General features: G+C 54.9%; 13 protein-coding genes. 1 reads left to right on the forward strand and 12 read right to left on the reverse strand.

Annotation, left to right across the window (positions count from 1 at the left end):
- Positions 1-134 precede the first annotated feature (134 nt).
- The 9 genes from A3841_RS05895 to A3841_RS05930 all read right to left on the reverse strand — a co-directional run bounded on the left by A3841_RS05895 (position 135) and on the right by A3841_RS05930 (position 9,400).
- Positions 135-2,246: a peptidylprolyl isomerase gene (locus A3841_RS05895; protein WP_073851396.1), complete on the reverse strand. Its 2,112-nt coding sequence runs from the start codon at positions 2,244-2,246 to the stop codon at positions 135-137.
- 75 nt (positions 2,247-2,321) lie between these two features.
- Complete coding sequence (locus A3841_RS05900) at positions 2,322-3,623, reverse strand: hemolysin family protein (protein WP_073851397.1); 1,302 nt, start codon at positions 3,621-3,623, stop codon at positions 2,322-2,324.
- Positions 3,624-3,645: 22 nt separating this feature from the next.
- The gene (locus A3841_RS20215) at positions 3,646-3,819 is read right to left on the reverse strand and encodes a hypothetical protein (RefSeq protein ID WP_170866147.1); all 174 of its coding nucleotides are present in this window, start codon (positions 3,817-3,819) and stop codon (positions 3,646-3,648) included.
- The gene (lptC, locus tag A3841_RS05905; RefSeq protein WP_073851398.1) at positions 3,816-4,349 is read right to left on the reverse strand and encodes an LPS export ABC transporter periplasmic protein LptC; all 534 of its coding nucleotides are present in this window, start codon (positions 4,347-4,349) and stop codon (positions 3,816-3,818) included. Before lptC ends, A3841_RS20215 begins: the two co-directional genes overlap by 4 nt.
- Positions 4,350-4,472: 123 nt before the next feature.
- Positions 4,473-5,786 (reverse strand): PorV/PorQ family protein, encoded by a 1,314-nt coding sequence (locus tag A3841_RS05910; RefSeq protein ID WP_073851399.1) that lies wholly within the window; start codon positions 5,784-5,786, stop codon positions 4,473-4,475.
- On the reverse strand, positions 5,779-6,498 hold the full coding sequence (locus tag A3841_RS05915; RefSeq protein WP_073851400.1) for a type III pantothenate kinase: 720 nt from the start codon (positions 6,496-6,498) through the stop codon (positions 5,779-5,781). The genes A3841_RS05910 and A3841_RS05915 overlap by 8 nt, the downstream gene beginning before the upstream one ends.
- Positions 6,499-6,504: 6 nt before the next feature.
- The gene (locus A3841_RS05920) at positions 6,505-8,331 is read right to left on the reverse strand and encodes a pseudouridine synthase (protein WP_073851401.1); all 1,827 of its coding nucleotides are present in this window, start codon (positions 8,329-8,331) and stop codon (positions 6,505-6,507) included.
- A gap of 104 nt (positions 8,332-8,435) precedes the next feature.
- Positions 8,436-8,999 carry an SMC-Scp complex subunit ScpB gene (gene scpB, locus A3841_RS05925; RefSeq protein WP_073851402.1) on the reverse strand — a complete coding sequence of 188 codons (564 nt, stop codon included), beginning with the start codon at positions 8,997-8,999 and terminating at the stop codon, positions 8,436-8,438.
- Positions 9,000-9,010: 11 nt separating this feature from the next.
- The gene (locus A3841_RS05930) at positions 9,011-9,400 is read right to left on the reverse strand and encodes a TraR/DksA family transcriptional regulator (RefSeq protein ID WP_073851403.1); all 390 of its coding nucleotides are present in this window, start codon (positions 9,398-9,400) and stop codon (positions 9,011-9,013) included.
- Between the two features lie 350 nt (positions 9,401-9,750).
- Here A3841_RS05930 and A3841_RS05935 point away from each other — a divergent pair, with 350 nt between their 5' ends.
- Positions 9,751-10,347, forward strand: a complete 597-nt coding sequence (locus tag A3841_RS05935; protein ID WP_073851404.1) for a DUF3575 domain-containing protein — start codon at positions 9,751-9,753, stop codon at positions 10,345-10,347.
- A 592-nt stretch (positions 10,348-10,939) separates the two neighbouring features.
- Here A3841_RS05935 and ribH read toward each other — a convergent pair.
- The 3 genes from ribH to pdhA all read right to left on the reverse strand — a co-directional run bounded on the left by ribH (position 10,940) and on the right by pdhA (position 13,469).
- Entirely contained in the window at positions 10,940-11,416 is a 477-nt protein-coding gene (gene ribH / locus A3841_RS05945; protein WP_073851406.1) for a 6,7-dimethyl-8-ribityllumazine synthase, read from the reverse strand.
- Positions 11,417-11,589: 173 nt separating this feature from the next.
- Entirely contained in the window at positions 11,590-12,303 is a 714-nt protein-coding gene (locus A3841_RS05950; RefSeq protein ID WP_073851407.1) for a tetratricopeptide repeat protein, read from the reverse strand.
- A gap of 119 nt (positions 12,304-12,422) precedes the next feature.
- Positions 12,423-13,469, reverse strand: a complete 1,047-nt coding sequence (pdhA, locus tag A3841_RS05955) for a pyruvate dehydrogenase (acetyl-transferring) E1 component subunit alpha (protein WP_073851408.1) — start codon at positions 13,467-13,469, stop codon at positions 12,423-12,425.
- Positions 13,470-13,480: the final 11 nt, after the last annotated feature.

The raw sequence follows: 13,480 nt of genomic DNA on the forward strand, positions 1-13,480 counted from the left end.
TAACTATGAATATACTCAATCAGTTTGGTTTTGCAGGCTGATTTCTGGCCGGTGCAAGTATGGCTATACTTTGCCGCATAAAAAAAGAGCCACTCCCGCGGGAGTGGCTCTTGTATAAAGTATAACCGGATGGCTTAGAAGAAGCGCACGCGATTGTCTACGATCTCAGATTTCTCCTTGATAGCTTCAAAAGCCTGCGTCTCGGCACGGCTGGCACGCGTGGTCAGGATCTGCTGCTTCACGTTAGAGAAGTCATCGATCTCCGGTGCCGGGCTCAGGCTTGTCAGCTCCACCATCAGCACACCGGCCTGTCCCTCTATCGGAGCCGTGCGGCCGCCTGGCTTCAGGCCGAAGGCCTTACCCACTGCCACTGGCTCTACGCCCACACCCGGGATAGATGCAGAGGCAAATGTTACGTTATCTGCCGTTCTCACGATGGCATCCGGGCCATAGGCTGCGGCAACCTGGTCCAGAGTTCCTTTCTGGCCCTCCAGTTTCGCCATGATCTGCTTCGCCTTCAGCTCCTCGCGCACAGCGGCAGTCACCTCATCGCGCACATCCTTATCGTTGATAGAGGCATAGCCTTTCTCACGCTTACCCGTCAGGGTGGCCACCACAAACTCGTCGTTGATCTCGAATACCGGGGAAACGTCGCCTACTTCTGTGTCTTTGGCATACGTCCAGCGAACCAGCTCACGGGCAGCAGAGAGGTTGTTTACCAGTACCTGGTTTTTGCCGATGTTGGCTGCCTCTTCTTTCACCAGCGACTTGTTCGCCTCCACATTCTCGCGGAACTCCTCGCTGTTACCGCTTGTACCGGCCAGTTCGTCGGCAACGGCGTAGGCGGCATCGCGGGTAAATTCGCTTGGCTCGATGGAGCGCTGGATGGCGGCGATCTTGTAGGATTCTTTGGTCTTAGGCTCTGTTACTTTCACGATGTGGTAGCCATACTCTGTCTCCACCAGGTTTGGCAGCAGGCCGGTACCGCTAAAGCCAAATACCGCTTTCTCGAATGCCGGAACCATCTGGCCCTCCGGGAACCAGCCCAGGTCACCGCCACGGGAGGCAGTACCGTCCGAGCCATACTGCGCGGCCAGCTGCGCGAAGTCAGCGCCGTTCTTAAGCTGCGTGAGCACGTCCTGCGCCTTTGCCTTGGCAGCGGCTTTTCCCTCCGGGGTGTCGCTCTCCGGGCGGATGAGGATGTGGCTTGCCTTTACCGCGTTCTTATCTGAGGTTCTGGCATCGGATACCTTGAACAAAGTTACCGTGCTGTTGCTGGTGTATGGGCCGTATACTTTGCCTTCCTGCAGCGGCAGTTGCTTGCGCAGCTCCTCCGGCAGGTCGCCCGGGTTCACGTAGGTGCCATTGAAAGGCACATCAGAGTTTGCGTTCACGAAGGCGGAGTCGTTTGTTGCATTAGCAAACTGCTTTGTGATCGTGGCAAACTCCTCTTTATAAGAGGTGCTGTCTTCCTGAGAGGCTGTCACCGGAATGGTCACAAACTCGATGGTACGGCCATCCTCTACCTTGTAAAGCTCTTTGTTGCGCTCGTAGTAGTCCTTCAGCTGGGCATCTGTTACCGAAACGGCTGAGTCAGAGATAACGCTGTACGGCACGAGCAGCACCTTTACGCTGGCGGCTGCGTTCTGCGCCTGGTAAAAGCTCTTTGCCTCCGCGCCGGTTACGTACACCGTTTTGCCAATGAGGTTGGCATACTTGCTCTGCAGGCGGTCCTCGGCGATGCTCTGCTCAAAGCCAACCCACATGGGGCGCGTGCCGGTCTGGTCCAGGTTCTGCAGGTACTGCACCACCTGGCTGCGGTCAAACTCGCCGGTCTGCGGGTTAGCGAATGCCTGCATTACGGCAGGGTGTATGTTGTTGCCCTGTACCATGTCGGCCAGTTCTTCGTCTGTCACCTCCAGGCCCAGGCGGTCGTATTCCTTCTCCAGGACAATCTTAAAGATCAGCTGGTTCCAGGCCTGCTCGCGCAGCATCGCCAGCTCGCCCTCAGAGGCGGCACGGCCCACGCGGTTCTCATAGTCAGCCTTTACCTGCTGCAGCACATTGTCAAACTCCTGGTAGTCAATCTCCTCACCGGCTATTTCGCCTACTGTGTTTGCGTTGCCGCCCAGGAGCCTGGAGTTTGGCCCCAGCAGGTCGCCGCCCACCACAAACACACCAAGCCCGATGGCAATGGCGCCTACAGCCCAACCAGACTTCTCTCTAATCTTGTTAATTAATGCCATTCTGTATGTAACTTATAAAAGGATTGTGCAAAATAAGGTTAATCAGGCTAAAATTCAAAATTTTTATCCTGCTGTTTAGTTTTTGGCATCTGCCTGAAACTCTGTGTTTTTTACCAGCTTCACGGCGTCGATGCGGTTCTCGTCCATTGTCAGCACGGTGATGGTGAAGGGTGGAACCTCCACTTTATCGCCCGGCATGGGTATCTCGCCAAATGCGGAGAAGAAAAGGCCGCCCAGCGTTTCGTAGTCGCCCTCGGGTAGGTCCAGCTCATACTTCCCGTTCAGGTAGTCTATCTCGTGGCGCGCGCTCAGGATATACATGCCCTTATCCGGTATAACCTGTTCCAGCAGGCCTTCGTTCCGGTCGAACTCATCTTCTATCTCCCCAAAGATCTCCTCTATCACGTCCTCCACGGTTACGATGCCGGAGGTGCCGCCAAACTCATCCAGCACCACGGCCACGCTGCGGTGCTCAGACACGAACTTGACGAACAGCTCGCTGGCCAGCATACTTTCAGGCACCATGCTGACCGGCGCCAGCACCTCTTTTATACTTTGCGGCTGCCGGAACATGTCCAGCTGATGGCAGTAGCCGATGATGTTGTCGATGCTCTCCTCATACACCAGTATCTTGGAGTGGCCGGTGCTGGTGAAGGCCTCGCGCAGTGCCTCCAGCGACTCCCCCGCCTCCACGGCCTCTATCTCGGTGCGGGGCACCATGCACTCGCGCACCTTCACGGTTTTGAACTCCAGCGCGTTGTGGAATATCTGCGGGTCTACCTCCGGGGCCTGCTCATGCTCGGGGTGGTAGAGGCGGTTTTTGATGAAGGCGTTGAGGTCGGTGAAGCCGAACATGGGCTTCTCTTCCGAGTACTCGATCTTAAACACTTTCTCGGCTACCCACTTGCTCAGGGCCACAATCACCATCACCACCGGCCACAGCAGGTAATACAGCAGCAGGATAGGTATGGCCAGCACTTGCAGCAGCCTGTTGGGATTGATGGCAGCCAGGCTGCGCGGCAGGAACTCGGCCGTGAGCAGCACCACCACCGAGGCGATGAAGACCTGGAGCACCAGTATGAACAGGTTGAGCTGCAGCGGCTCGGGCAGGAAGGCAGTAAGCAGCTGGTGCAGCACGCCGGCAATGCAGAAGCCATACAGCACCAGCGCCAGGGTATTGCCGATCAGGGTGGTGCCCATCAGGCGGGCGGGGTGCTGCAGCAGGCGCCACAGAATGCGGCCCGAGAGCACGCCGTTCTTATCGCTGAGTTCTATCTGGATCTTGTTGGCAGCCATAAACGCCATCTCGATGCCGGAGAAAAAGGCCGAGAACAGCAGGGCTACGCATAAAAGTATGATCTGACTGGGGTCTACCATCGTTTACAGGACACAAACCAGCTTAGGCGCTGTCTTTCTTCTTGGTATAGCCGTAGAGGATGTAGAACAGGAACCCGATCATGAAGATCCAGTAGTTGCCTGCAAAATCGTCCTGCACCAGGCTGCGGTGCACGCCTATCACCATGGCCACAAAGGCCAGCGACAACAGAATTACGTATAGGAGCCGTCGGTTCATTCTTCGCTAAAATTAAACTTACCCGTTACCTGCTTGATGGAGTAGCGCGACAGGTCCTGGTTGGCCGTGAGGCCCTTGCCGGTGAGGATCTCCTCCGGTGTGGTGATCTTCACGAACTTGTCGGTGTAGATCCTGGCCTTTCGCCGGTCCCAGAATAGCTCCTCTGTCTCCAGCTTCTCTTTCTTCTTCAGGTTATCCACCACCACGTTGCCCCGGGCATAGTATACATTCGTTCGGGTGTCCTGCTTGCCGTAGTTGCCCCGCAGCGTCGACTCCAGCTTGCCGTCCTTATCGTAAAACTCCACATAAAAGCCCTCCGGGAAGATACCGTCGCCCGTCTCGAACTCCTGCTGCACCGGTGCCTGCAGCTTCATCAGCAGCCTGGCCGAGTCGCTGTAGAGCGTGGTTACATCGTGGTTCTCTATCGTCGGGCCGGTGTAGCGCTCCTCCTCATCCGGGTTTTTGATCTCCCGCTCGCAGCCGAAGCCCACGAAGGCCAGCACCAGCAGGGCTAAAAATGCGTTTCGCATGGGCGGTTTATACTTCGGTTTCTGTGAAGGTAGCAAATTTTATGCTTTTTATACTTTGGCAGGGAGTCACCACAAAAAAGGCCGCTCCAAGAACGGCCTTTATACTTTAGCTATACTTGTGCTCTACTCGATGCGGCGCTTCAGGAACCAGCGGCTGTTCACGGTAAAGCCAAGGCCGAACTGGAAGTAATTCTCCTGGATCAGGCCGCTGTCTGTGGTGCCGCGCTGGCCATAGCCCAACGATACGTTTAACAAATAAAGATCATACATGGTGCCACGGCCCAGCGGGAAAGTGAAGCCCGTGGTCACGCCCTTGTCTTTGATGTCCTCCCCGTTGAGGCGGAACTGCGTGTCGTTGTAGTACAGGCCGCCGCGGTAGGTAACGCGCTTAAAGTAATTGTCGATGGCATTGGCGTTTGGCGTGTACTCCGCCCCCAGGGCCATTTTGTAGCTGTCCTTCAGGTTATCGTTGCTTCCGTCAAAGCCTTTATACTTGGACCACTCGTGGGCGATAATGTCGGCTGAGACGGTCAGGTTGCTGCCGTTATCCAGGCTGATGCCCGCGCGCCAGTTGGCCGGCAGGTGAATCGAGCTACTCAGGGTGTCCTCGTTCGTGACTAGCGCCCCGCCATCCAGGCCCTGCAATGGGCTGCCATCCGGGCTGCGGCGCTCAAACGAGATATTGCGCTCTGCATCAAGGTCAGCAGCAAAAGCATAAACGCCCCCTGCGCTCAGGTGCAGCTTATCCTTCAGCTTTTGCCTGTAGTTGATGCCCGCGCGGTAAATAAAGTCTCTGTAAGTCGTGCGGTCTACACGCGTAACGCTAACCACGCTGGCGCTTGCCTGCTCCGGGTCCTGCACCGTGCTGCCTGTTTCGGAGATGGTGTTGCCGAAAATGTAGGAAGCGCTACCGCCTATGGTAAGGCCGCCAAACAGCCGGATGCCATGGGCAAAGTATGCCTCGGAGAGACCGCCCTCGCCACTGTAGCGGCGCAGGATGCTGGCCTGCGGGTTGCCTTCTACTTCGGAGGTGGAGTTGATCTCGTAATTTACCGTGGAGAAAGGACGCAGCCCCACGGCCGTGCTCCAGCGCCTGGAGATCGGCACCGCTAATGACAGGCTGTACAGGTTGGCGTTGCCGTCCAGTTGGGAGGCTTGCTCGCTCTTTACGTTCTTGAACTGCCCCGCCCCGCTAAAGTCAAAGTTGGTGATGCTGTTATAGTATAGCAGCGCCGGGTTGGCAATGTTGGGCTGAAAGCTGTTGCCGGCGCTGATGCCTGCCCCTGCCATACCAGCCCCGCGGATGCTGCCGTAGTTCTCGTTGATCTCGCCTACGCCATAGCGTGAATAGGGCGTATTGCCGATAAGCTGCGCCTGCGTGGCGTGCGCCAGGCAAAGTGCCGCGAGGCCTATCAGTACTCGGAGTGTCTTATACATTATGTGTCAATATTCTGTGAAGCCCGATCAAGACCAGCTCAGGAATTACAAAGATGCGTCCTTTTAACTTTTTTTCAAAAAATCCTGCATCGCCCCCGCAAAGTATAACCACTAAATCCGAGGCTTTTTCTGTGTAAGATTGGATAAGACCGTTGAGTTCGGCCACGCTGCCGCCCAAAACGCCGCTCAGAATCGATTCTTGGGTGCTTTGCCCCGTCAGCGGAAAATTTTCGTCAATTTGCTGTACTAACGGCAGGCGCTCTGTAAAAGTATGCAGCGCCTTGAATTTCATGCGGAGCCCGGGCGCTATGCCGCCGCCATGGTACCGCCCCTGCGCGTCCACAAAATCGTGGGTGATGCAGGTGCCCGCGTCGAACACCAGGCAGCTGCGCCCCGGGAAAAAGTAATGAGCCCCCACGGCCGCGGCAATACGGTCTGCTCCGAGGGTCTGGGGTGATTTGTACAGGTTGATAACAGGCAAGGCTGCCTGCGGGGTTAGCTCCAGTAGCTTACCCGTCACAGACAGCCTCTCCTTTATACTTTGTGCGCTTACGCCTACCGAGGCAACGATGGCATGGTCAAAGGTATGGTTTAGCAGGGATGGCGGCAGGTTGTCCTGCCCTTTAAAATAACCCTGCTCCACCAGAGCACCCTCCTCGAAGATGCCATACTTTGTGCCGGTGTTCCCGATGTCTACAGCGACGTTGCGCATGTGGGCTTACATGAAGTACTTCAGCTGGATTACTTCTTTCTCGGTCAGGTAGCGCCACTCGCCGCGGGGCACGTCCTTCTTCGTAAGGCCGGCATACTGCACCCGGTCCAGCGACACTACATCGTAGCCCAGGTGCTCAAAAATACGGCGCACGATGCGGTTACGCCCGATATGGATCTCCAGCCCCAGAAACTTGTTAGACTCGCCCAGCAGGGCCACGTCATCCACCTCGGCCTTGCCGTCCTCCAGCTCCACGCCTTCGGCTACCTTTAGGTAATCAGCTTTGGTAATTGGCTTGTCGAGCTCTACCTGGTAGATCTTCTTGATGTTGTTAGAAGGGTGCGTCAGCTTCTGCGCCACCTCGCCGTCGTTGGTGAAAAGCAGCAGGCCCGTGGTGTTGCGGTCCAGGCGGCCCACCGGAAAGATGCGCTCCTTGGAGGCATTGGCCACCAGGCTCATCACTGTTTTGCGGCCTTCCGGATCGTCTGTGGTTGTCAGGAAATCCTTTGGCTTGTTCAGCAGCACATAGACCATTTTCTCGCGGCTCAGGAGTTTCTTGCCGTAGTACACGCTGTCGGCAGGCTGTACTTTGTAGCCCATCTCCGTGATTACTTCTCCGTTCACCTTAATCTCACCGGACTCGATCAGCACGTCAGCCTCACGGCGGGAACACACGCCGGCATTGGCGATGTAGCGGTTCAGGCGGATGGTTCCGTCGTTCTCCTCCTCTTCGCGGCTGCTCTTTTTAACGCGCGGGTTGTTCTTGTAGCGGCTCAGGTTGTAGTCCGGGGTATTGGGCTCTTCCTCGTTGCCACGGGAACGGTCGTTGGAACGGCCCCTGGGCGTAAAGCTTTTCACGGCTCTTTCGCCTCTGTCCTCTTTAAAGCCACGCTTCTCGCCGTACGAAGGCTTTTCCTCGCGGCTGAAACCACGCTCCCCGCGCTCTTCTCTTCCTTCTCCACCCCTGCGGTCATCACGGCGGTCGGAGTTGAAGCTGCGCCTTTCGCCGCCTTCGCTTCTGTCACTGTAGCTGCGGCGCTCGCCATCATCACGCCGAGGGCGGTCGCTGCTGAAGGAACGGCGCTCGCCTCCCTCTCTCCTGTCGGAGTTGAAGGTCTTGCGCTCTCCGCCTTCTCTTCTATCACCGTAAGAGCGTCTTTCGCCTCCCTCACGACGATCTCCGCCTTCACGGCGGTCGTCACGTCTATCGGAGTTAAAGCTTTTTCTGTCGCCTTCGCGTCTTTCCGGCCTGTCTGCGTTGAACGAGCGGCGCTCACCGCGCTCTCCTCCCTCTCTTCTATCACCTCTATCGCTGTAAGACTTGCGCTCCCCGCCTTCGCGGTTCGGGCGGTCGCTGTTGAAGCGACGCTCGCCACGCTCTTCTCCGCCTCTGCGGTCATCGCGGCGGTCGGAGTTGAAGCTGCGCCTTTCGCCACCTTCGCTTCTGTCATTGTAGCTGCGGCGCTCACCATCATCACGCCGAGGGCGGTCGCTACTGAAGGAACGGCGCTCGCCTCCCTCTCTCCTGTCGGAGTTGAAGGTCTTGCGCTCTCCGCCTTCTCTTCTATCACCGTAAGAGCGTCTTTCGCCTCCCTCACGACGGTCGCCGTTAAACGGCTTGCGGTCATTGCTTCTTCTATCTTCTCTGTCTCCGAACGAGCGGCGCTCACTGCGTCCCTCTCTTCCTTCGTCAGGTCTTTCGTATTTATCTCTTCTGTTAAAGATTTTCTTGCCTTCGCGGTCGTTATTTGGCCTGTCAGAGCGGTCTCTGTCAGCACCTCTTCTGCCTTCGCCAGCGTCATCGCGGCCGGGCCTTTCATTAAATTTTGCCATTTCTAAGTATTTATCGATGCAGTATCGCTACTGTACCTTTGGTTGTGCAGTAATAATGGAATTGCTAAAACTATAGTTCAATACGGATGCGGATGCCCTGGGGGCTAATCGGCGGCTTCGCCAATGGTATTTTCCTCTAAGGCGAAATCTTTTAGCTGCGGAAGGTCTTTGATGTGGTTGATGCCGAAGTAGTCCATGAACTTCTGCGACGTGCCGTAGAGCACGGGGCGCCCGATGGTGTCGGCCTTGCCTTTTATCTCGATCAGTTCTTTCTCCAGCAGCCGCTGCACGGCATAATCGCAGCCCACGCCGCGTATCTGCTCCATCTGGCTCCTGGTAACCGGTTGTTTATAGGCAATAATGGCCAGCGTCTCCAAGGCAGACGCTGACAATTTCTTCTTTGATTTATGTTTCAGATAAGTGCTGACCGTATCCTGGTACTCGGGCTTGGTCAGGAACTGGTAGCCGCCCCCGATCGCGTAGATCTGGAAGGCGAAGTTTTGCTCCTGCAGCCGCTCGTTAATAGCCTCCACGGCCTCCAGCACATCGCTCACCAGTATCTCCTCCATCCCGAGCGACTCCTGTAGGCAGCGCTGGATCTCCTCGATGCTGATAGGCGACTGGGCACAGAAGACCAGGGCCTGAATATGGTTCTGCAGTATATCCAAGAGTAAAAGTGCTAGTCGTTACGCTGAAGTTTTGCTTCGATAGAATGCTGTGTGTGCGGCACGGCACGCAGTCTTTCCTTTGGTATCAGCTTGCCTGTTACGATGCAAACACCGTACGTGCCGTTTTTGATCCGGATCAGGGCGTTTTCGAGCTGCTGGATGAACTTCATCTGGCGGGAGGCCAGTTGGTTCAGGCTTTCTTTCTCGGCAGTGTCGGCGCCGTCTTCCAGCATCTTGGACTGTGAGGCTGTGTTATCCGTTCCGGAGTCGTTGCGGCGGCTCAGGGTTTCCTTGATAAAGGTGACCTCTTTTCGGGCGTTTGTCAGCTTCTCCAGGATGATTTCCTCAAATTCGGCAAGCTCCTCTTTGGAATAACGCTGTCTTTCTTCGTTTGTATTCATTACGCTGTTTTAGAACTGTGATATAGTTTTAACCTTTTTGCTACAGAAGGGTGTTTCAAGCTGAAAGCCAAAACGTCTCCTGCGCCATAACATCAGGCGCACTTATATAGTTTAACTTTCTTATTCACTACAAAATCTTAGCCAGGAACGCTTTGTTTTAAGAAGCCAAGCCGCTAAAATTGCTGCAAAAATAAGAGTAATCTTTATACTTTGCTATTGATGCCTGTTAATTAACCTTTTTTTCTCACCTATAATTACTTTAATTTCAGCCGCTCACAGCTGGAACGATAGTTGCAGTGCGGCACTAGGGCCACCTGGCCGTCACGAAATGAGCTTATACAACTAACTTTATGAAGAAACTTCCCTTTTTACTCTCTGCCATACTTTTACTGGCTGCAGCCTCCACGGCCTCTGCCCAGGTGCGCCGCCAGGCAGCGGAGCCTTCGCGCAGCGTTGTGCTGAAGGTTAACGTACTGAGTCCCTTTGTGCTGACAGCGTCCGGGTTTGTGGAGTATGCCTTTGCCCCGCACATGAGCGCGCAGTTCGGTGCCTTTACCACGGGTGCCTCCTACAAGGACGTGGAGTTTAGCGGCTACGGCTTTACGCCGGAGGTGCGCTATTACCTCTCTGACACGAAAGAGGCGCCCAGGGGCGTTTATGTGGCCGGCTATGGCCGTATCCTGAACTATAAGCTGACGGTGGATGACAAGGAGGAAGGAAAGACCTACGAGGCTTCCTACAAGCCGATAGGAGCCGGTATAGCTGCCGGTAACCAATGGATCTTCAACAGCGGCATTTCGGTGGACCTGTTTTTAGGTTTGGGCGTAAATGGCGGCAGCCTGAAGGTGAAGTCGGGCACGGAGGATGATTTTGACCTGGGCTTCCTGAACCTGGTGGGCAGCGGTGTCCGCTTCAGACCAGGGCTTACAGTCGGGTATAGTTTTTAAGTATAGGAAGCCTGAAGTATAAAAATCCCGCCCCATTAGCTGAGGCGGGATTTTTTATACTCTTAACTGCAGTTCACTTCTGTTTATACTTCTGCCATACTTGCTAGCTGCTTTTCTGGCGCAAGCGTCCGCTTGTGCCTCTTTATACTTTATACTCAGTCATACTTTATATCATACTCTCTTAGCCGCCGCTTCCTGCAACTTGACACAAGCTATACTTACTAGCTCCCGTTCATCCTTAGCCTTACAAGCGTCTCGCTTCATTTTATACTTTGGCTCCCTCAAGGCCGGGAGGCCTCGCCTTCGGGCATCGCGCTGGGAGCTTTTCCTTTGCTCCTGACGTCGCAATGCCTCACTCTCGTTCGGCACCAGAAAAACTCGCATAGGCGCTCAACCCAAAGGCTGGAAACAATTCGATAGCCGCTGCTGATGCAACTTGAACCAAAGTGTCCCCTTGAGGGGACTATAGGGGTGTTCTATACTTTGACTATAGCACTTTATACTTCAGCCAAAGTAATAACAGGCTCCCCTCCTTGGACAAGGAGGGGCAGGGGTGGTTGGACCCGACTCGGCAGAGACCCTAAGCCCATACTTAAAAACTCAGCATACCAATGGCAGCGGCGGCGGCTTCTATGCCTTTATTGCCATGCTTGCCTCCTGCCCTGTCCAGGGCCTGCTCCAGGGTATTGGTGGTCACCAAGCCAAACGACACGGGCTTGTTGAACTTCAGGGCCACGTTGGTGAGCCCGTTAGCCACGGCGTGATTGATGTAATCATCATGTTTGGTATCGCCTTTAATGACCACGCCAATGCAGATCACCGCATCGATCTCCTCCTGCAGGGCCAGGAACTGCGCCCCCAGCGTCAGCTCGAAACTGCCGGGTACGGTGTTGATGTAGATATTCTCTTTCTTAGCGCCATGCTTCAGCAGAGTGTCCACGGCTCCCTGGCACAGTACGCTGGTAATATCGTCATGCCACTCGGCTACCACAATGCCAAAGGCTTTCTCCGAGATGTCTGTAAACTTTTCCTGGCTGTACTCGCTCAGGTTCTTCAATGCTGTAGCCATACTTTAGTTGGTTATTCGTTACGCGTTGTTAGTTATTCGTGCTAAAAATAATACAGCAGACATTTTATACTTCTGGCTGCCGCATACTTTCAGCTGACAAAATATCAATAAAAAAGCGCTTCTGCCGGTAGCAAAAGCGCTTTTTATACTTGAGGCATGCGCCTGTTTATATGTTAGTTGCTGCCGCCTGCCAGCATTTCGGCACGGGCCTTAAACTTCTTAGCGTCCGTTACCTCCGCAGAAGCCACGTAGTCCTTAATGATCTGGTCGTATACTTCTGCGGCGGCGCCGTAGTTGTTGCCAGCCTCGTAAGCAATGCCGGCCTTCATCAGGTACTGCGGCGAGAAGAACTCGTTGGCGTTGTGGTTTGCTGCTTTCTTGTACTGGTCGGCAGCCTCGCTGTGCTTGCCCTGCTCCAGCAGCGCATCGCCGGTCAGGCTGTAGGCACGGGCCTGCAGCAGGTAGTCGTCCGACTCAAAATCCTGCAGACGTTCTGCCGCCTCTGCAAACTGGCCCTGCTTCAGGAGCGCTACGCCGGCGTAAAAGCTAGCCAGGTTACCGGCCTCGGTGCCACTGTAATCATCAGCAATCTCCAGCAGGCCCACGTTCTGGCCGTCACCGTTCAGAGCCTTGCTCAGCGAGTCGGCCTCGAAATAGTATACTGCCTGGAACATAGCGTTCTGCGCCTCCACGTTCTGCGTGCTGCGGTAGTTATAATACAGGAAACCACCCACAATAACAGCGGCGATGGCAATGAAAACTCCCAGCAGTTTCGATTTGTTTTTCTTCACAAAGTCCTCTGAGCCGTACAGGCGTTGCGCCAGTGCATCAGGGTTCTCAACCAGCTCCTCAAACTCGCTGTGGTTCTTAACTTTTTCTTTTGCCATCCGTGTGTTAATGTATTATAACTTCAAAAGTATGAATTAAAAGTAATTAGAATCAATACTTCTAGATGCTGAACATCAAATTTGTGACTTTTAATTCCTGATTTACTTAAAAATCCGCCTTAGTCCATTATAAATGGATAGTTCGGCTCGATGTAAATATCAGTGTAAAGCTCTTCCGGCTCCGGATACGGCGAGTTCTCGGCAAACTCTACCGACTCCTGCACCACCTGCTTGATCTTCTCATCGATCTGGTCGAGCTCCTCCTCAGTTGCCCAGCCATTCTTCAGGATCGTCGCTTTCACGGCCTCTATCGAGTCGCGGCCTTTGTAGTCCTCCAGCTCCTCCTTAGTTCTGTACTTGGCAGGGTCCGACATGGAGTGGCCTTTGTAGCGGTAGGTTCTGAACTCGAGCAGGGTTGGACCCTCGCCGGCGCGGGCACGCTCAGCGGCTCTTGCCACCGCCTCGTGCACGGCTTCTACCGACATGGCGTCCACTGGCTCAGAAGGGATGTCGTAGCTCTCGCCCAGTTTGTAAAGCTCCACCACGTTGGAAGTACGCTGCACAGAGGTACCCATGGCATAGCCGTTGTTCTCGATCACGAAGATCACGGGCAGTTTCCAGGTCATGGCCATGTTCAGGGCCTCGTGGAAAGCTCCCTGGCGAACGGCACCGTCACCCATGTAAGTGATGCACACGTTACCGGTCTTGTTATACTTCTCGGCAAAGGCAATGCCTGCGCCCATTGGAATCTGCGCGCCCACAATACCGTGGCCACCCATAAAGTTCACCTCCTTGTCGAACATGTGCATGGAGCCGCCTTTGCCCTTTGAGCAGCCCGTGGACTTGGCAAACATCTCTGCCATGATCGCGTTCGGGCTAGTGCCCAGCGCCAGCGGGTGGGCGTGGTCGCGGTAGGCCGTGATCCACTTGTCGTCTTTCTGAAGGGCGGTGGCGGCACCGGCCGCGCAGGCCTCCTGGCCGATGTACAGGTGGCAGAAGCCCTTGATCTTCTGCTGGCCATACAACTGACCGGATTTCTCCTCAAAGCGGCGCATGAGCTTCATCTTCTCATACCACCACATGTATGTTTCTTTTGAAAACTTTGGCTCAGCCTGTACCTTTGCTTTCGCCGACTTCGCTTTTGCCTTATCTTTCGTATCAGCCATGAGTAATAGTC

The sequence above is a fragment of the Pontibacter flavimaris genome (genome assembly GCF_001907195.1).
Lineage (GTDB): Bacteria > Bacteroidota > Bacteroidia > Cytophagales > Hymenobacteraceae > Pontibacter > Pontibacter flavimaris.